The 17,822-nt window shown below is 36.8% G+C and carries 14 protein-coding genes and 2 pseudogenes; 8 read left to right on the forward strand and 8 right to left on the reverse strand.

Going from position 1 to position 17,822, the window contains the following annotated elements; genetic code table 11:
- Positions 1 to 482: 482 nt before the first annotated feature.
- The gene (locus tag ACQKMR_RS14545; RefSeq protein WP_427697930.1) at positions 483 to 1,877 is read left to right on the forward strand and encodes a cytochrome P450; all 1,395 of its coding nucleotides are present in this window, start codon (positions 483 to 485) and stop codon (positions 1,875 to 1,877) included.
- A gap of 120 nt (positions 1,878 to 1,997) precedes the next feature.
- Positions 1,998 to 2,171, forward strand: a complete 174-nt coding sequence (locus tag ACQKMR_RS14550; RefSeq protein ID WP_427697931.1) for a hypothetical protein — start codon at positions 1,998 to 2,000, stop codon at positions 2,169 to 2,171.
- A 330-nt stretch (positions 2,172 to 2,501) separates the two neighbouring features.
- Here ACQKMR_RS14550 and ACQKMR_RS14555 read toward each other — a convergent pair whose 3' ends face one another.
- The gene (locus ACQKMR_RS14555) at positions 2,502 to 2,690 is read right to left on the reverse strand and encodes a YjcZ family sporulation protein (RefSeq protein WP_427697932.1); all 189 of its coding nucleotides are present in this window, start codon (positions 2,688 to 2,690) and stop codon (positions 2,502 to 2,504) included.
- Positions 2,691 to 3,646: 956 nt separating this feature from the next.
- Between ACQKMR_RS14555 and ACQKMR_RS14560 the strand changes: the two genes are divergently transcribed.
- The 4 genes and pseudogenes from ACQKMR_RS14560 to ACQKMR_RS14575 form a co-directional block, all read left to right on the forward strand.
- Positions 3,647 to 4,990: an amino acid permease gene (locus tag ACQKMR_RS14560; protein ID WP_427697961.1), complete on the forward strand. Its 1,344-nt coding sequence runs from the start codon at positions 3,647 to 3,649 to the stop codon at positions 4,988 to 4,990.
- A 384-nt stretch (positions 4,991 to 5,374) separates the two neighbouring features.
- Positions 5,375 to 6,052, forward strand: coding sequence for a FadR/GntR family transcriptional regulator (locus ACQKMR_RS14565; protein WP_427697933.1), 678 nt, complete (start codon positions 5,375 to 5,377; stop codon positions 6,050 to 6,052).
- Positions 6,053 to 6,068: 16 nt separating this feature from the next.
- The gene (locus ACQKMR_RS14570; RefSeq protein ID WP_427697934.1) at positions 6,069 to 7,295 is read left to right on the forward strand and encodes a CynX/NimT family MFS transporter; all 1,227 of its coding nucleotides are present in this window, start codon (positions 6,069 to 6,071) and stop codon (positions 7,293 to 7,295) included.
- A 52-nt stretch (positions 7,296 to 7,347) separates the two neighbouring features.
- Positions 7,348 to 7,484, forward strand: a pseudogene (locus ACQKMR_RS14575) (NAD(P)H-dependent oxidoreductase); the annotation flags it as partial.
- Positions 7,485 to 7,909: 425 nt separating this feature from the next.
- Here the strand turns inward: ACQKMR_RS14575 and yhbH are convergent.
- Both yhbH and ACQKMR_RS14585 read right to left on the reverse strand, forming a co-directional pair.
- Positions 7,910 to 9,079, reverse strand: coding sequence for a sporulation protein YhbH (yhbH, locus tag ACQKMR_RS14580; RefSeq protein ID WP_427697935.1), 1,170 nt, complete (start codon positions 9,077 to 9,079; stop codon positions 7,910 to 7,912).
- Positions 9,080 to 9,447: 368 nt separating this feature from the next.
- Positions 9,448 to 9,627, reverse strand: coding sequence for a hypothetical protein (locus ACQKMR_RS14585; RefSeq protein WP_056530917.1), 180 nt, complete (start codon positions 9,625 to 9,627; stop codon positions 9,448 to 9,450).
- A 118-nt stretch (positions 9,628 to 9,745) separates the two neighbouring features.
- Between ACQKMR_RS14585 and ACQKMR_RS14590 the strand changes: the two genes are divergently transcribed.
- Entirely contained in the window at positions 9,746 to 9,955 is a 210-nt protein-coding gene (locus ACQKMR_RS14590; protein ID WP_053344681.1) for a heavy-metal-associated domain-containing protein, read from the forward strand.
- Between the two features lie 152 nt (positions 9,956 to 10,107).
- On the opposite strand, the gene ACQKMR_RS14595 is transcribed toward ACQKMR_RS14590, so the two are convergent.
- The 5 genes and pseudogenes from ACQKMR_RS14595 to ACQKMR_RS14615 all read right to left on the reverse strand — a co-directional run bounded on the left by ACQKMR_RS14595 (position 10,108) and on the right by ACQKMR_RS14615 (position 16,102).
- Positions 10,108 to 10,434, reverse strand: a complete 327-nt coding sequence (locus ACQKMR_RS14595) for an SCP2 sterol-binding domain-containing protein (protein ID WP_427697936.1) — start codon at positions 10,432 to 10,434, stop codon at positions 10,108 to 10,110.
- 203 nt (positions 10,435 to 10,637) lie between these two features.
- Positions 10,638 to 12,533 (reverse strand): PrkA family serine protein kinase, encoded by a 1,896-nt coding sequence (locus ACQKMR_RS14600; protein WP_427697937.1) that lies wholly within the window; start codon positions 12,531 to 12,533, stop codon positions 10,638 to 10,640.
- 660 nt (positions 12,534 to 13,193) lie between these two features.
- Positions 13,194 to 13,333: pseudogene (locus tag ACQKMR_RS14605) on the reverse strand (alanine:cation symporter family protein); the annotation flags it as partial.
- A 3-nt stretch (positions 13,334 to 13,336) separates the two neighbouring features.
- A complete protein-coding gene (locus tag ACQKMR_RS14610) occupies positions 13,337 to 14,974 on the reverse strand; it encodes an APC family permease (protein WP_427697938.1) in 1,638 nt (545 codons plus the stop codon).
- A gap of 135 nt (positions 14,975 to 15,109) precedes the next feature.
- Positions 15,110 to 16,102: a glutaminase gene (locus tag ACQKMR_RS14615; protein WP_427697939.1), complete on the reverse strand. Its 993-nt coding sequence runs from the start codon at positions 16,100 to 16,102 to the stop codon at positions 15,110 to 15,112.
- 398 nt (positions 16,103 to 16,500) lie between these two features.
- On the opposite strand from ACQKMR_RS14615, the gene ACQKMR_RS14620 reads away from it, so the two are divergent.
- The gene (locus tag ACQKMR_RS14620; RefSeq protein WP_427697962.1) at positions 16,501 to 17,820 is read left to right on the forward strand and encodes a sensor histidine kinase; all 1,320 of its coding nucleotides are present in this window, start codon (positions 16,501 to 16,503) and stop codon (positions 17,818 to 17,820) included.
- Positions 17,821 to 17,822: the final 2 nt, after the last annotated feature.

The raw sequence follows: 17,822 nt of genomic DNA on the forward strand, positions 1-17,822 counted from the left end.
ATAAATTCTCCTTTCTATTTAAACTAATTTAACAATTAATTAGCCAAAAACTTCATTTAAAATTAGTAAAATCATTTAAAAACACCAAAAGAAAAATCACTTTCAGAATATCTCAAAAAAACTCTGGATTCCTCTTTCCCAGAGTTTTTTAATCTAGGTCCCTTTAATTCCTTACCTGTTTTATAGGAAGGATTTTAGGAGCCTCTATTTGTACTTCTCCTCCTTTTTGAAGGTTACTACCAGCTCGAAATACGCCCTCACGATTTGTTATTTTCTATAATTAAAAAACTATATTTTTAGCAGAATTAAGAATAGAAATCTAGTAATCTCCCCTCACCCTTTAGGACGCATATATTCATTCATTATGATTAACTAATTAAAAATTATGTGCTCTTTCTTTTAACAACTTGTCCAAACCAATATAGCTTATTCTCATAGAATGATTACAAGAAATTATTATTACCGAAAGGAGAAAAACAACATTGAGTGAAACTGATGAAGTATTATATGATTCTCCAATGGTCCCAAATGGAAAACTAATTTCTGGCCATACAAAGGAGTTTCAAAAAGATGTACTTGGCTTTCTTACCCGTTTATCAAAAGAATATGGAGACGTTGCAAAATTTCGTTTTGGACCTTTCCAAAATGTTTACCTCATTTCAAATCCGGATTTAATAAAGCAGATACTTGTAACGAAACAAAAATCCTTCGTCAAATCAAAGGACAGCAATGCTATAAAACCACTCGTTGGTGATGGAATTCTTACAAGTGAAAAAGACGTTCACATGCGCCAGAGAAGGCTTATTCAACCCTCTTTCAAAAAGTCCCATATTAGCAATTATGCCCAGGATATGATTGATATAACAATGGACTATATTTCAGCTTGGAACAATAGGGAAGAACGGATTATTACAAAAGATATGATGAATATTTCTCTCGGTATAATCAGCAAGACCATGTTCAGCATGGAATTCAAAGATGGGTATGAAGTGGTCGGGGAACCGATAGAATCATCCTTGAGAATTGCCGTAAAAAGGATGAGAACACTACTTCGATTGCCTTTATGGGTCCCAACTAAAATCAACCGTAAATATAAAAATGCGATACAGAAACTTGATACTGTGATTTATAGCATAATCGAAAAACGTAGGGAAGATGCAGAGAGACATGAAGATATGCTTGGGATTCTAATGGAGGCTAGAGATGATAAGGACGGCTTAGGTATGTCAAACCAGCAAGTACGCGATGAACTAATGACCATTTTCCTTGCCGGTCACGAAACGACGGCAAATGCACTTTCCTGGACCCTATACTTGCTTTCACAGCATCCTGAAGTGGAAACTAAACTTTTCAATGAAATAGACAGAGTAATAGGAAACCGTAATCCAGCTCCTGACGATTTCATGAAATTAACATACACACAAAATATTATCTGGGAATCTCTTCGACTATACCCGCCAATCTATATCATATCGCGGCAAGTGGAGGCGGATGTGGTAATTGAAGGGTATCGTTTTAAAAAAGGCGATATGTTCCTGATAAGCTCTTATGTGATGCATCACAAGCCGGAGTATTTTGATAATCCAGATTCTTTTATTCCAGAGCGATTTGAAAACAACTATTTGAAAACTTTACCTACGTACGCTTACTTTCCATTTAGTGGGGGGCCAAGAGTCTGTATTGGTAATCATTTTGCTTTTATGGAAGCTGTGCTTGTCCTAGCGTGCATTTCTAAAACGTATAGAATAAAGCTTGCACCAGACCATCATGAAGTAAAACCAATACCAACCCTTTCACTCAGACCAAAGCGTGGATTGCGCATGATAGTAGAAGAAAGAAATGAAGAAAGTTCAAAACCTAAAGCTTCTGATATTTAAATGAATATTACTTGTATTATATGAAGAAAACTTTCCTTCTGCTAATAAGGCCTGTTATTAACATTTTTAAGAACCATACCTATTTTGATGGTCATCTGAATTACAAAAGGAGGGATGAAAATGTATATGCATCATTCACCCAAGATGGGTATCATCCACACTGAAATGCACTATCTAGGGATGGCTTCACAGGTATTTGCCGGTTATTTAGAATTTCTACAGGATAGTGAACAGGTACAAGAAACCGATTACCTACATCCACTTTCTTTCTCCACTTTATGTGAGAGTGAATAGCCTTTTAATAATTATAGAAGAAACCGACCTATTAAGGTCGGCTCAGTTTGTAGATAAAAAAGACTGTAGGTAAAAGAGGTTCTATCTAAATTTTATAACAAAGTTGATTGGAGCGGAAGGTGCGAGACTCCTGCGGGAAAAGCGCGTCTAGGGGAGACCCCGCAGGCGCAAGCCGAGGAGGCTCCCGGACCGCCCTCGGAAAGCGAGTGCCCTACGTTCCAATCAACGTTCAAATTGTACAAGCCATAAAAAAGCTGTAGGCAAACTCGATTTTCATCGAGTTTGTCTACAGTCTGAACCGACCTATTAAGGTCGGCTTTTTTTATTATTTTAGCAGTAGCCCCCATATCCTTGAACCGGGGCATATCCACCGTCGAATCCTCCACCGTATCCTCCACCGTATCCTCCACCACAAAAGCTAGCTCCAACAATTACTAACAGTATAAACAAAACGACTATAAAGGCGAAACCTCCACCAAATCCAAAACCGCCGTCACAACTTGACTCACAACCTGACATATAGAAACATCTCCTCATTTGTTTTTATAGAAGAACTTTACTGGGTTATCTCATCTTATGCACTAGTCAGGAAAATGACAGCAATTTAACAGGACTATTTTTGCTCTCATAATTTGTTAATTAAAAATCCCACAATCTCCAATGAATATTGAATAGGTTGAAAATTATTTTGTATCAGCTTTATATTTTTAAAGTTTCACTTATATATTGTATATTTTCAGATGATTTACCGCACTTTAAGAAAAGATTGAAGGTGATATAATGGCCAAAATGTTTTCAGTTTTATTAATTTTGTTAGGGACGCATTTACTAATGACTGCTCGTAACGTTTTTGGGGGTGGAAACTCAATCACTCGAACAGACAAATCTGAACTGTGCCCAAGTTCATTTATTAATCTCTCTACATTGATTTGTTGAATGTTTTTCTTTAGACTTTATAAAAGAACACCCGTTTCGCACTATGTTCGTTTCAGCAATGACTGATTTAGTATCTAATTTAGAAAAATATATAAAGGTTTAAGAGAAAAATATTGAAAATTACACTCTTAATTTTTAGAACTGAGATCCGATTAAGCAATGTATAGATGGATATGGTACAAGTAAGCTAAATAAGAATTCAAGAACCCAAATTCCTCATATTGGAATTTGGGTTCTTTGTTTACAAAGGTGTACTTAGTTCCTCACATCATTTATTTCCTAAAAAATATGCTCTTTAAAAGTAAGGATTCAAATAGAAAAATAAATTAACTTTAACAAATGACATTTTAATTAAGAATAAGTATCAAAATATGTTTAAATAATATCCACAATTCATTCTCTACTGTTAGACCCCTATATAAATTGACATTATTCTGAATTATGTTATATTAATATAATTACTTTAGCGCACGAAAGCGTTTAATCACAGAAAAGTCATTTGATTTTTATTAAAATAACGGAAGAAAGGCATGAATAACATGGAAAAGACTCATCATGATTTACAAAGGGGCTTATTACCAAGACATGTCCAGTTTATTGCATTAGCAGGAATGATAGGAACAGGGATCTTTAAGGGGAGCTCAGATACATTAAATATGGCTGGTCCAAGTGTTGTAATAGCCTATTTAATAGGAGGCCTATTGTTATTTATTGTAATGGCAGCCTTAGGAGAGATGGCAACCGTTTTTCCCAATTTGAACGTACAACACCTTATAAATAAAGCTTTTGGGTTTCAACTATCCTTTATTGTGGGATGGCTCTATTGGTTTAATTGGATTATCGTGATTATTGTAGAAATAGTAGCAGCCGGAAGCTTTTTACAATACTGGTTTCCCTCTGTACCATTATGGTTACTAAGTATACTTTGCGCGTCAGTAGTAATAGGAATAAATTTGGTTCAAGTAAAATACTATGGAGAACTCGAATTTTGGTTTGCAGGTATTAAAATAATAACTTTAATTGCTTTTATTATTTTAGGAGCTTTAATCCTACTAGGAATTTTCCCTAGTTCCGCTTCATTTTCTAATTATACAGAACATGGTGGCTTTTTCCCTCAAGGAATTGGAGGCATGTTAAGTGCACTTTTAGTTGTAATGTTTTCATATGGAGGTGCTGAATTAATAGGTGTGGCTGTCACAGAAACAAAAGATAGTCAGCAAGTTATACCAAAAATCATTAAAGGAACAGTATGGCGGGTAATCCTTTTTTACGTCTTGCCCATTCTTATTATTTGCGGAGTAATACCTTGGAACCAAGTAAGTACTGAAGAAAGTCCTTTCGTTCAGGTTTTCAGCTTATCAGGACTACCCGGAGCTGCTGATATTATGAATTTCGTCCTTTTAACTGCTGTCTTATCAGCAGCAAATTCAGGTATATATGCTACATCAAGAACATTGTTTACTCTATCTCAGAACGGAGAAGCCCCTAAGGTATTTTTAAGAACAACCAAAAAGGGTATCCCGCTTAATGGAATATTTCTAACTACATTTTGTATATTAGTTGGTGTGTTTTTATCCTATTTAACTCCCGATCTGATATTAAGCTATCTTATGGCTATCCCTGGCTTTACAGTTTTATTATTATGGATCAGTATATGTTCAGCTCAATTGAAGCTCCGTAAACAATACACTGACAAACCAGGTTTCCGGGTAAAATGGTACCCATATACAACTATATTTGCGATCACAGCTTTAAGCTTTATCTTTTTTGCTTTTCTCTTTAATAAACAAAATATTATTGGTACCACTGTATGTCTTATAACTGTGGGAATATTTATCCTACTCTCTTTTATTGTCAAACAAAAAAAAGCAGCTAAAAAATAGACATACTTCTTTTCAATTACAATTAAGTCTGGGAATTTAATTCCTAGACTTTTTTATAATTCCTTATTTAGTTTTAACATTTATGTACCTTATAAGAAATGAAGCCCCGGAATTTTTTATTTCAGGGCTTTTTTCTCCTATATTAAAAGGCTTTCTGCCCTGACTCTGGCCTTTTCGGGTAACATCTCCCACGCAACAGAGGATAATTGAATAGTTGCTCAGGCTATTCTTTATGTATCGAGAAAGTTCTTACGATAATCCTGGTTGTATTCTTCAGCATTTTCATTGAATACTCCGTACTTTAACTCTCCTGTTTATATTTTCAACATACATATGTTAAAATAACCAATGAACCAATCATCCTACAAATTTGAGGTGTATACATTGACCATATCTAAAACAAATCGCTTATCACTTGTAGAACAAGTTGTTTCTCAAATTGAATCGTTAATTGAATCTGGCGAATGGGAGATTGGAAATCAGATCCCTCCTGAAATGGATTTGATAAAACAGTTCGATGTGAGTAGAAATACATTAAGAGAAGCTGTACGATCACTTGTTTATGCAGGTCTTTTAGTAACAAAACAAGGAAAGGGAACGTTCGTCAGGTCATCAAGTGTCTTGGGCGTTGCTATTCAACGAAGAATCCAGCAGTCAGGTATATTAGAGACGTTAGAGGTACGACACGCACTCGAAAGAGAGGCAGCACAATTAGCTGCAATAAGGCGTGACAAAGATGATATAGAACAGTTACGAACCCATATTGCAACATGCCATGATGCAGCGGAAGCAAAGGATAGTCAGGCTTACGAAGAAGCTGATATTCAGTTACATAAAGCCATTATAGAGGCATCACATAATAGCTTGTTAATTGATTTGTATGAACATATGGCAGATTCTTTACATGCTTCTATCCATCAGATAGTTGAGATGAGTTCTGATGCGAACCTGCATTTGAACATTCATTGTAGCCTTGTAGATGCCATCATCGAACAAGATGAAGAACGGGCAGTTGAAACAGTGAATGAATACATTGCTCAGTTCAAAAAATCTTTAATCTAAGTACGGAGGACATTTTATGAGTATTCGCCAAGCAACAAATCAACTTGAACAAACGAAAATAGATATAAAACCTAGAATAGGATTACTTATTATAGGGATTATTCTAATTGGAGCCAACCTTAGAGCTCCTTTAACATCTGTAGGGCCACTGGTAACCTCGATCCGTGACAATTTGGGAATATCCAATACACTATCAGGTTCATTAACAACGATACCTTTACTTGCTTTTGCACTCTTATCCCCGTTTGCCCCTAAGTTAGCACGACGTTTTGGAATGGAGCTTACCCTATTCATTTCCTTAATCTTATTAACGGTCGGGATTGGGATACGATCTATTGGCGGCGTAACGACATTGTTTTTAGGAACCATTTTAATTGGGTTAGCCATCGCTATTGGCAATGTATTGTTACCCAGTCTTATTAAACATAACTTTGCACGAAATATTGGTTTGATGACAGGGATTTATGCAGTTTCCATGAATTTATGTGGCGCAATAGGATCCGGTATCAGTATTCCCATTTCCTCTTCATCAGGATTAGGATGGGCTGGCGCCCTTAGATGTTGGGGGATCTTATCTCTTATTACCGTTTTCTTTTGGATGCCACAATTAAAAAAGCCATTCAAGTCCGATAAGGATGAACAAACGGCACAAAAGGTAAAAAACATTAACTTATGGCGTTCTGGTTTAGCGTGGCAGATCACTTTATTCATGGGACTGCAATCGTTTATCTTTTATACAGTAATTACCTGGATGCCAGAAATCCTGGAGCAAAAAGGACTAAATGCTGATGAAGCCGGTTGGATGCTATCCATCATGCAGCTTGCCGTCATTCCTATAACATTCATTGTGCCAATTTTAGCTGGACGCTTACAGAGTCAGCGTTTGTTAGTAGTCCCTCCTGTTATTTTTCTTATTGTAGGGATATTCGGTATTTTGTACGGAAGCACGCTGCTTATCCCAGTATGCATGATTTTGATTGGGGTTGGAGTCGGAACGATATTTAGTTTATCCATGATGTTCTTTAGTCTTCGTACACAAAGTACCCATGAGGCGACGGAACTATCCGGAATGGCTCAATCATTTGGGTATCTTTTAGCTGCAGTTGGACCAATATTATTTGGAGGGCTACATGACATTACACACAGTTGGACGATTCCCTTACTAATGTTAATCGTAGTTTCAGCTCTAATTTTCATTGTTGGAATGCGTGCAGGAAAAAACGAATATGTAACAACTCATTAACCTCGCTTAAATAAATAGTTTTTCTGATATATATATATTGTGTTTTTTTAAACACAAAGTTGGAGCCGTATTCTGTACAACAGCAACCACACATGGCAGAAGCAGCCTTATTACACCTATACTTTTCCAGGGGATATTATTGTTGGTTTCCCGAGAAATATTCCTGAAAATACGCTTTATGGATCGTATTAGGGTGTAGGGATTTCACGTCCAGTTGAAAGTGATGTACTTATAACTGAACATGATGAAGAAAGAACTTGGGAAAGCATTAGGAAATGTGTCGGGGAAGTAACGAAACGAATGATATAAATATAGTCGTCGAATATGTAGCCTTTGCTTCTTTTAAGCAAAGGCTTTTTTATATAAAATTCCACTTTATGAATCTTGCACGTAATTCCTTATCGTTCTGATGTTGCCATGAACAGCCAATCTTCTTTAAAATTAGTTGTTCAACTCATTGTGAACTTTCCCTCTTTAGATTTGCTGTATCTTTTCTCCGTCACCTGCAAAAAAACAAAGATTGAAAAAAAGACGTACCATGTGAACTGTACGTCTTTTTATAAATATAGCTATATATAATTTAAATAAACTATATAGCTCCACAGCTTCCTTTTTTATGCATACTTCTTATTTTCTTCATCTTTAAAAAAGCTCTTCATCGCGTGGAAAACGTCAGCTTTTTGCTTAAGAATATAATACCTGAATTTTTCATTGTCGATATTCTTATAAGCAGTCATCAATGTCGAATGGCGATTGTATTGATTGACTTCCCCATAGCCGAACATATTGGAAACCTTCATGAGTTCTTCCACAAGCTTTACGCATCGAACGTTATCAGACGTGAGATTGTCACCATCGGAAAAATGAAATGGATAAATGTTAAACTTCACAGGGTCATATTTATGATCAATAAGTTCTAATGCTTTTCGATATACGGAAGAACAAATTGTACCGCCACTCTCCCCTTTTGAAAAGAAATCTTCTTCCGGGACCACTTTCGCTTCTGTATGGTGGGCAATAAACTCGATTTCAACCGTTTCATATTTTGTCCGCAAGAAACGGTTCATCCAAAAGAAGAAGCTTCTGGCCATGTACTTTTCCCACAGACCCATACTTCCAGAAGTATCCATCATTGCCAATACGACTGCTTTGGAGTCCGGTTTCTGAATTTCATTCCACGTTTTGAATTTAAAATCTTCTTTATAAATTGGATGAAAACCTGGGTCGCCGCTTAAGGCATTCCGTTTGAAAGCGGATATCATGGTTTTCTTTTTATCAATATTTCCCATTAAGCCTGTCTTGCGAATGTCGTTGAATTCAATATGCTCAAGCGTGTGCTCCGCTTGTTCCTTTTTCTGAAGATTAGGCAGTTCTAACTGGCTGAACAGCGCTTCTTCTAATTCCATCATTGACACTTCGGCTTCATAATAATCCTCGCCAGCCTTGTCACCTGCCCCCTGCCCTTTGCCTCCTCCGGCATCAGATGGTGAGCCATCTCTTGCGACCACATCCCCCACTTTACTATCGCCATCGCCTTGACCCACATGTTTGTTTTTATCATAGTTATAACGAATTTTGTATTCATCCAAGGAGCGAATAGGAATCTTAATAACATCCCGACCATTAGACATTACAATGCTTTCTTCTGAAATTAATTCAGGTAAATTATTCTTAATTGCTTCCTGCACCTTTTCCTGATGGCGTTGTTGATCATCATAGCCTTTTCGATGGAGGGACCAATTTTCCTGTGAAATCACATATTGTTGATTATTCTCTTCCGACATTCTCTTCCCCCCTTATAAATGTTTGCACGCTTTTCATCATTCCTTCATATAATAAGTTAGTGTGAGAAAGCCCACATCATTCCGGTTTTTCACATTAGTAAAATACAGTCCGGAAACAACGGACTAAAAGAAAAGTATTACTCTATCTTATGCAGCGATAAAGGATAATTTACAAAAAAATTCGATAATGGACGTTTGCCTATAAATTAGACAAGCCATTGAATAATATATAAGTTGTTTACGATTTCTTTCTAAGATCAGACTTAAAAAATTTCTGTTTTCACTAAACAACAAAAGGGTGCCCCAGTAACTTTCTGGACACCCTGTTTACTCAGATATAGATACAATTATTCTAGTTGTGGACTTTTTCAATCTTTTTCTTCCTCTATTTCATGTTGGACTGTACCTGGGCGTTTATCCCACTCTTTCAATTCTTCATTCGTCCTTTGATTTTCCATCTGCTTGCCAAGTTCTTTCATCTCCTCATAATCCTTAGCCATAGAGCTATTTTCAGGAACATGATCTCGCTTCAATTCTTCTTTACTCATTTTCCATCACCTCTACTTATTGATACCCAATATTTCCAAATCTAAAACTTTACATATGTATCGAGAAGATAGGGTATAGATAAGACATATGAGCAAATCACTAGGAGGTGAAAGGAATATGCAAACAACCACACTCTATGTAAAGGAAGCAACATCTGAAGGGCCAATAATAAATCTAGAATCCATTCTATTGTCTACGGACGGGGTAGAGCGTGCGATCATCGATGTTGATGACGGTGAAATCAAAATTGATTATAGTGAAGACAAACTTTCACCGGGACAACTTGTGACACTTATTGAACAGTATGGGCTGAATGTCACCAAATAAAGTAAACTCGTTGATTGGAGATCTGGAAGGGCGATGACAGAGGCGTAGTTGCACTTATACTAGCTTCTTACTTTGCAGTGCTGCGTCGAGTTACTTCCTAGCTACCGCAAAAAAGACCGAACTCTTCTGCAGCAGGAAGAGTTCGGTCTTTTTTATTTATAACATTTTACAATTTCCTGCAGTTTCAAAGCAAGGCTGATGTTTCCATCTACCTTTAAGCCACCTGTCATGAAGGCCACAGCTGTATTTAAATCATCATTTAATAACTTGGAGAAGTTTTTCTCCGATAATTTCAATGTCACTTCTGGATCATGAGATGAACCTTTGACCACTTCAACTTGTCCATCTTTGATCAACAGTTGAACGGGACCAATTTCTTCAATATTGAATTGATACACACGATTTTTTTCGTTTTGAATATACTCTGGGTTATCATTGATTTGCCCAGCTAATTCATTCAACTCAGTGATCACACCCATTAAAATCCCTCCGTTAATCTGTTTCAGATGATTCCGTTTACAAAAAAACTCCTAGATCACTGTCATAAGACGTGTTTTTCCTTCTTAAAGTTGTCTCATTCTACTTCAGCTAAAAGATTTTAATAGCTAATATGAATAACATTATTTTAATTCTGTATAATTAAAACCCCCACCCTTTTAGGGGTAGGGGCAAATTTTATGATTTACCGATTTAACAAGCTTCCCACATAGCGTAGCAAATCATTGGCAGAAGTGGTATTATAACCATGCTCATCAACAAGTCTCGTGATGACTTCGTTCACTTTCTTCAGCTGTCTTTCGTCTGGTGTCTTCGTTGAAGTAGTGATTTTGACAACATCCTTCAGGTCGGCAAACAGTTTCTTCTGAATGGCTTCACGTAAACGGTCGTGTGAATTGTAATCGAATCGCTTCCCTTTACGTGCATAGGCAGAAATACGGATTAGAATTTCTTCGCGGAATGCTTTCTTTGCATTTTCAGAAATTCCGATTTGCTCCTCAATCGACCGCATCAATTTTTCATCCGGGTTAATTTCTTCCCCCGTCAATGGATCACGCAGCCTTGATTTATTGCAGTATGCTTCGACATTATCCAGGTAATTATCCATCAGGATTTTCGCCGACTCTTCATATGAATACACAAATGCCTTTTGCACTTCATTTTTGGCAATGGAGTCGTATTCTTTACGTGCCAGTGAAATGAAATTTAAATACCGCTCTCGAAGTTCATTCGTAATCGACGGATGCTGGTCAAGACCGGCTTTTAACGACATCAGTACATCCAGTGCGTTAATCGATGGATTTTCCTTTCGAATAATCGTTGAGGAAATTCGGTTAATCACATAACGCGGATCAATTCCACTCATGCCTTCATCCTGATATTCTTTTTTCAATTCATTGATGTCTGCAGAATTAAAGCCTTCCACGTTTTCTCCATCATATAACCTCATCTTTTTCACTAAATCGATATCGCCTTTTTTCGGGTCCTTTAGACGCGTCATGATGCTGAAAATTGCCGCAACCCTTAATGTATGCGGTGCAATATGAACATCAGAAACATCACTTTCATGAATCATTTTTTCATAAATCTTTTCTTCCTCGGTCACCTTCAGATTATATGGAATCGGCATGACAATGATTCGGGAATGCAGTGCTTCATTTTTCTTGTTGGAAATAAAAGCTTTATACTCCGTTTCATTCGTATGAGCCACGATAAGTTCATCGGCACTGATCAATGCAAACCGTCCTGCTTTAAAATTCCCTTCCTGAGTCAATGAAAGCAAATGCCATAAAAACTTCTCATCACATTTCAGCATCTCCTGGAACTCCATCATCCCACGGTTCGCTTTGTTTAGCTCACCATCAAAACGGTAGGCACGCGGATCCGATTCGGACCCATATTCGGCAATTGTTGAAAAATCGATGCTGCCTGTCAAATCAGCAATATCCTGTGACTTAGGATCAGATGGACTGAATGTACCAATACCAACACGCTTATCCTCTGAAAGGAAAATACGCTCGACCATCACATCTTCAATCCTGCTTCCATACTCCTGTTCTAACCTCATAACGTTCAGCGGCGATAGGTTACCTTCTATTCGAATGCCATATTCCTCATAAAAATCTTCCCTTAAGTACTGTGGGATGAGATGCAGTGGATCTTCATGCATTGGACAACCCTTTATTGCATATATTGCTCCAGAATCTTTTAACGAATAATTTTCAAGTCCCCGCTTCAGTAAAGAAACAAGCGTAGACTTCCCACCTGAGACTGGACCCATCAAAAGCAAGATCCGTTTACGTACATCAAGTCGCTTAGCCGCTGGATGAAAATATTCCTCAATAAGTCTTTCCAGTGAATCCTCTAGACCAAACAGCTGGCCGCTGAAAAAATTGTATTTCTTTGATCCATTTACTTCCTCTATCCCCGCATCTCTGATCATGTTGTATACACGTGAATGAGCAGATTGTGCAACCAATGGTGTTTCTTTCAAGATGTCTAAGTACTCTGCGAAGGTACCTTCCCACTTCAGCTTCTGTTCATCTTCTCTAAATTTTTCGATTTTCTTTAAAATATCCATTTCAGGAACCTCCCCCTGTCACTTTCAGAGAATACTTAAATCTATGCGCCAAGTCTGACAAACATGTCAGACTTTAAAAAGAGGTTGTGCAATTGGCTCGAATACCTCTACACTTTTTCTGTTTAAGAAAGGCTTTAATCTTGAACAATTAATGACAAATCAACCGACAAGAAAAATTGCGTGCACTCCTGCTAAAAATTAGGGTATACTAAGCCTATACTTAAGTGGGACAATATGGGTAAAGGGAGGTCACAACATGGGCACAGTTATTATCATTGCAGTTACTATTGCATTTTTAGCCGCTATCTTCACTGCTGGGTATGACGATAAACCAGGTGTGAAGTAAAAGGAATAAAAAATCCTTTCTTATAATTCCCAAAAAAGGGGACAGCAAATTAAATTTGCCGTCCCCTTTTTTGCGCCCCCTCATCAATACAAGCAAATAAAAGCACTTTCGAAGTTCTACTATATATATGAGAATGGCAGTGACTACACAAACTATTTGGCCAAAAAAAACAAAATTGAAAAAGCGGAAGTCATCATGTTTGATTTTGATATGGAGACGAAATAAGGCAACAAATTCTTTAAGAAGAGAGATTTAATTTTTTCGCGAGCTTCGTTAATTTCAACTAACCATTTTTATACAGTTGGTATCATTAACGAATTGGCTCTGGCAAGAATAATTGTATTTGACTGTACATCGTTAAACACGAGACCGCAAATAATCCACCCATCCACCGCTTCTTTAAGCCTTTTTCCAAAAAATAAGCTGGATCACCTCGCAAACCGTTTTTATCTTTTTTTTATACAGCGTTCTTTTTTTCCGATTGAGATGCCATGTTGTTCTCCTCTATTGATCTCAAGTCATCGTTTACTTTCTGTCCTTGTTCCAAATATTCTGTTTGGAATCCACTCTTTATTGCCCAACTATAAAACACAAGAGATATACATGTAATTAAAACCATATCCCAACCAAAAGGAATTACGTTTAGTCCACCAAACTTTTCACTTCCTAAGTATGAAATGGTCATCATACATAGTAAGTAAACAACCATCCAAAGCCCTGCTGAAAAGTTTTGACGGAACCCCTTCCATTTTATTTTTGCTTGATAATAGAAATAAACGGGAAGACCCATCATAATGATAAATAATACTTGTCCTGTCAGTGGCCACCTTGCCCAATATAGAACTAAAGAAGCAAAAACAAAGCCAAGTGGTGCAATAATACTTAATCCTTTTAGACGTAATGGTCTGTACAAGTTCATACCTGTGCGTCTTAATGTCATAACAGTTACTGGACCTGTAATATAAGAGACTAAAGTCGCAACCGAAATAACCTCTGCTAGTACTCCCCAACCTCTAAACATGAATAAGAATAAGAAAGATACACCTAGATTTAAAAACATAGCTTGACGTGGAATGCCATAGAGAGGATGTAGTTTCCCAAACACGCTTGGTAAATATTTATTCTTTTCCATTCCATAAAGCATTCGTGACGTTGTCGCCGTATATGTTATACCTGTCCCAGAAGGAGAAATAAAAGCATCGGCGTATAGTAAAATAACTAACCAGTTTAGGCCTAAAACAATTGCTAAGTCAGCAAACGGTGAATTGAAATTCAAATGTTGCCACCCGTTCACAATCATAGACGGATCAACGGCTCCAATAAACGCAATCTGTAATAAAACGTAGATAACTGTTGCAATTAAAATTGAACCGATTACTGCAATTGGGATTGAACGTCCAGGATTCTTTGCCTCACCAGCCATATTAATCGGACTTTGAAAACCGTTAAATGCGAAGATAATACCAGAAGTTGCTACAGCAGTAAGTACACTTGCCCAACCATTAGGTGCTATACTGCCTGCAGATGTAAAATTGGATCCATGAAAACCAGCAAATAAAAGTGCCCCAATCGTAAGTCCTGGTATAATAACTTTAAAGACAGTAATAAATGAGTTAGCTTTTGAAAACAAACTAACGGTCCAGTAATTTAATAAAAAGTAGACGATTAGTAATACAGAGGCAATTGCTAAGCCTCCCCCAGTAAGTCTTCCATTTACTACTAAACCATGTGTCCACTCCGCCCATTTCCAAGGCCATGAGCTCATATATTGAACAGAAGCAATCGCTTCAACAGGAATTACAGAAACGATTGCAATCCAGTTTGCCCAAGCTGCAAGAAACCCTATAAACGAACCATGAGAGTACTGCGTATATTTTACCATTCCCCCAGCTTCAGGAAACATAGCCCCTAATTCACTGTAAGAAAGTGCGATAAATAAAATAACAACCATCCCAATAATCCAAGAGATAATGGCAGCTGGTCCAGCGATTTGTGCCGCTCTCCATGCTCCGAATAACCAACCTGAGCCAATAATTGACCCGAGTCCTACCATCGTTAACGAAAATGTTCCCATCTTTCTCTGCAAATTATTCATATGTTTATCACCATGCTTTCCAAAATTCATTCCTTTAGATTAACTTTTTAAAGTAGATTGATAGAGAAACCTTAAGGATGTTCCCTTTATTGCCCTTTTATTATTAGCACCAGAACCCCTTTAACCATTAGGCTTTTAGAAGATACTTAGATCCCATTCTTGTGCCATTTGTTTCAATAACATACCACCTGTTACGCTATTCCCATATTCATCAATAGCTGGTCCATATATACCAATACCACATCCATCTTGAAAAGGCATTTCTCTTCTAGCACTTGGAGGAACTAGTGCCATAATCCCGCCAGATACTCCACTTTTAGCTGGCACCCCAACAAAAGCCGCAAATTTCCCCGAAGCATTGTACATTCCACAAGTTAGCATTAACGCTTTGGCTAGTTTAGCCACTTCTTTAGGAAGGACTTGTTCTTGACGAATAGGATGGTACCCATCTTGTGCGAGAATTAGTCCAATCAGGGCTATGTCTTCTGTTGTTACTACTATGGAACATTGCTTCAGGTACACCTCTAAAGCTTCCTCTACATCCGATTCTAAATAATTCATCTCTTTTAAATAGTGAGCTAGAGCTCTATTTCGATGAGAGGTTAGCCACTCAGATTGAAACACATCCTTATTGATTGTCGGGCGTTTCCCTAACAAACTTTCGATTAATTCATAGAGAAATTCTAATTTTTTTTGTGAAGACTCTCCTGGGAGAAGCGAAGCTATAGTAATTGCTCCAGCATTTATCATAGGATTAAACGGTTTTCCTGGCTTATGCATTTCTAAACGAATGATTGAATTAAAAGCATCCCCAGTTGGTTCCACGTCGACCCGATCTAACACATAAGAAATACCACGACCTAAGCATGCGGCTATAAAGCTGAGTACTTTTGATATACTTTGCAACGTGAAAGGGACTTCCCAATCCCCTGACGTTATCATTGTTCCACCTGGCTCTAGTATGCAAATACCTAATTGCGATAAGTGTGTATTTCTCAATGCAGGTATATAATTGGCGGTTTGTCCTTTAGTAGCATAGGATCTGTAATATGCTACCCATTCATCTAAGCATGCTTTCTTTTGACTACTAGCGTGAATGTTATACTCTTCCGCTAATTTTTCAACCATATTTCCCCACCTCTTTAGTTGTTGTATCTTTATATTTTCTTTATAAGCGTTTTTACCGAATCCCATCAAGCGTACTTACGATAGATTCGTTGAAAACATAATTAAGCTTATAAATATTGTTAAGCGCTTTCAATATTTCTCTAGAGGGAACCTATTTTTAATTTTAAAGAGGGAACTACATAATCTAACGAAAACCTACAAAATCAAAAAAATAAAATCTTCAAAAAAAAAAAGCGTGATTGTCTCACAGGTTCTAGTACCAATTTTTGTAAATAGATAAACCAGATTGTATTTGCCATACTTGGTACAAATCCGTTTTAGATTCGTTTTTGGGAACCAAAGTAAGCGTTGTATTGAAACCGATGAAACTGTATACTAATTTTCTAACAAATTGGGAGGTGATCGACTTGAATCTCGGTACATTAATGAAAAAAGAGGTCTATATTCTTGTTCTGATGTTGCTCACAGTGCCATTAGCAGGTGAATTGAGTTTTTATCCTTTAAATGAAACGTTTCGAATAAGTTTTGGTCCACCGATCCTTTTCTTCTTTTTACTATTATTACAGAAAACACCTGCCATTTTATCAGGCATCTTGACAGGAACAACCGTTGTGGTATTTCGTATTTTAATAGACTTTTTTATGCACGATAATTTTCACTGGACGTCCACTTTTCAAGCCCATTATCCTAGTTTTTTCTTTTATTTCACCTATTCCTTGTTTTTTTATTTAGCGAAAATCAACCGCTTTCAAAACCGATCATTGATTATTGGGTTTATTGGTCTCATTATCGAAATATTATCCGACTCTGTAGAATTAATCTTTCAATATTTTGTATTAGAAACAACCATTACGATAGGTGCATTAAATGAGATGATTATAATCGCATTCGGCCACAGTTTTATCGTATTAAGCTTTTTTAATATGATGAAACTTTATGAAGCACAATCAAGAGAAAAGCAAATCAGAAAACAAAATGAACACATGCTTATGCTCATTTCCAATTTATATGAGGAAACGATTCATTTAAAAAAAACATTAAAAAATGCAGAGAATATTACAAAGCAATCGTATGATTTGTATCGTGATTTAAATGAACGGGAAAAGCGGGAAAAACAACCTCATGTTCTCCCACAGCAATTAAGTCAAAAAGCATTACGCATCGCAGGCGAAATGCATGAAGTTAAAAAAGATAATCAACGAATTTTTGCCGGTCTCTCTAAATTGATTTCTAATGAGAGCTTTAAAGATTATATGGATGCTGCTGAACTTTTCCAATTAATTATCCGAATTAATGAAAAATATGCCTTATCACTAGAAAAAGATATTCAATTTGAATACTCATTAGATCGAAACAACGATTCACATTATCATGTATATACCGTATTATCTCTTATCAATAATTTAGTAGCTAATGCAGTGGAAGCAATTATTGATAAGGGAATCGTTAGATTAAGTTTGTGTGAACTTTCCGACAATGTAGAATTAAAAGTTGCTGATAATGGAACTGGAATCCCTCAAAAATATCAGAAGGTGATTTTTAAACCTGGATTCACTTCGAAATATGATCATTTGGGGACACCTTCAACAGGGATTGGACTCTCATATGTAAAAGAAGTGGTGAAAGAACTTGGGGGAGATATCCTGTTTGAGAATAAGCCTAACGGCGTCGTCTTTTCAATAAAGTTACCAATTCATAAGTTGATTCAGAAAGGGTGATT

Source organism: Peribacillus sp. NPDC096540 (assembly GCF_050278525.1).
Taxonomy (GTDB): domain Bacteria; phylum Bacillota; class Bacilli; order Bacillales; family DSM-1321; genus Peribacillus.

What these genes read in the sequence shown, in the direction of transcription:
- ACQKMR_RS14550 (WP_427697931.1), top strand. Translation starts at nt 1,998, where the DNA reads ATGTATATGCATCATTCACCCAAGATGGGTATCATCCACACTGAAATG.
- ACQKMR_RS14555 (WP_427697932.1), bottom strand. Translation starts at nt 2,690, where the DNA reads ATGTCAGGTTGTGAGTCAAGTTGTGACGGCGGTTTTGGATTTGGTGGA.
- ACQKMR_RS14615 (WP_427697939.1), bottom strand. Translation starts at nt 16,102, where the DNA reads ATGGTTGAAAAATTAGCGGAAGAGTATAACATTCACGCTAGTAGTCAA.
- ACQKMR_RS14600 (WP_427697937.1), bottom strand. Translation starts at nt 12,533, where the DNA reads ATGGATATTTTAAAGAAAATCGAAAAATTTAGAGAAGATGAACAGAAG.
- ACQKMR_RS14560 (WP_427697961.1), top strand. Translation starts at nt 3,647, where the DNA reads ATGGAAAAGACTCATCATGATTTACAAAGGGGCTTATTACCAAGACAT.
- ACQKMR_RS14590 (WP_053344681.1), top strand. Translation starts at nt 9,746, where the DNA reads ATGCAAACAACCACACTCTATGTAAAGGAAGCAACATCTGAAGGGCCA.
- ACQKMR_RS14610 (WP_427697938.1), bottom strand. Translation starts at nt 14,974, where the DNA reads ATGAATAATTTGCAGAGAAAGATGGGAACATTTTCGTTAACGATGGTA.
- yhbH (WP_427697935.1), bottom strand. Translation starts at nt 9,079, where the DNA reads ATGTCGGAAGAGAATAATCAACAATATGTGATTTCACAGGAAAATTGG.
- ACQKMR_RS14595 (WP_427697936.1), bottom strand. Translation starts at nt 10,434, where the DNA reads ATGGGTGTGATCACTGAGTTGAATGAATTAGCTGGGCAAATCAATGAT.
- ACQKMR_RS14570 (WP_427697934.1), top strand. Translation starts at nt 6,069, where the DNA reads ATGAGTATTCGCCAAGCAACAAATCAACTTGAACAAACGAAAATAGAT.
- ACQKMR_RS14585 (WP_056530917.1), bottom strand. Translation starts at nt 9,627, where the DNA reads ATGAGTAAAGAAGAATTGAAGCGAGATCATGTTCCTGAAAATAGCTCT.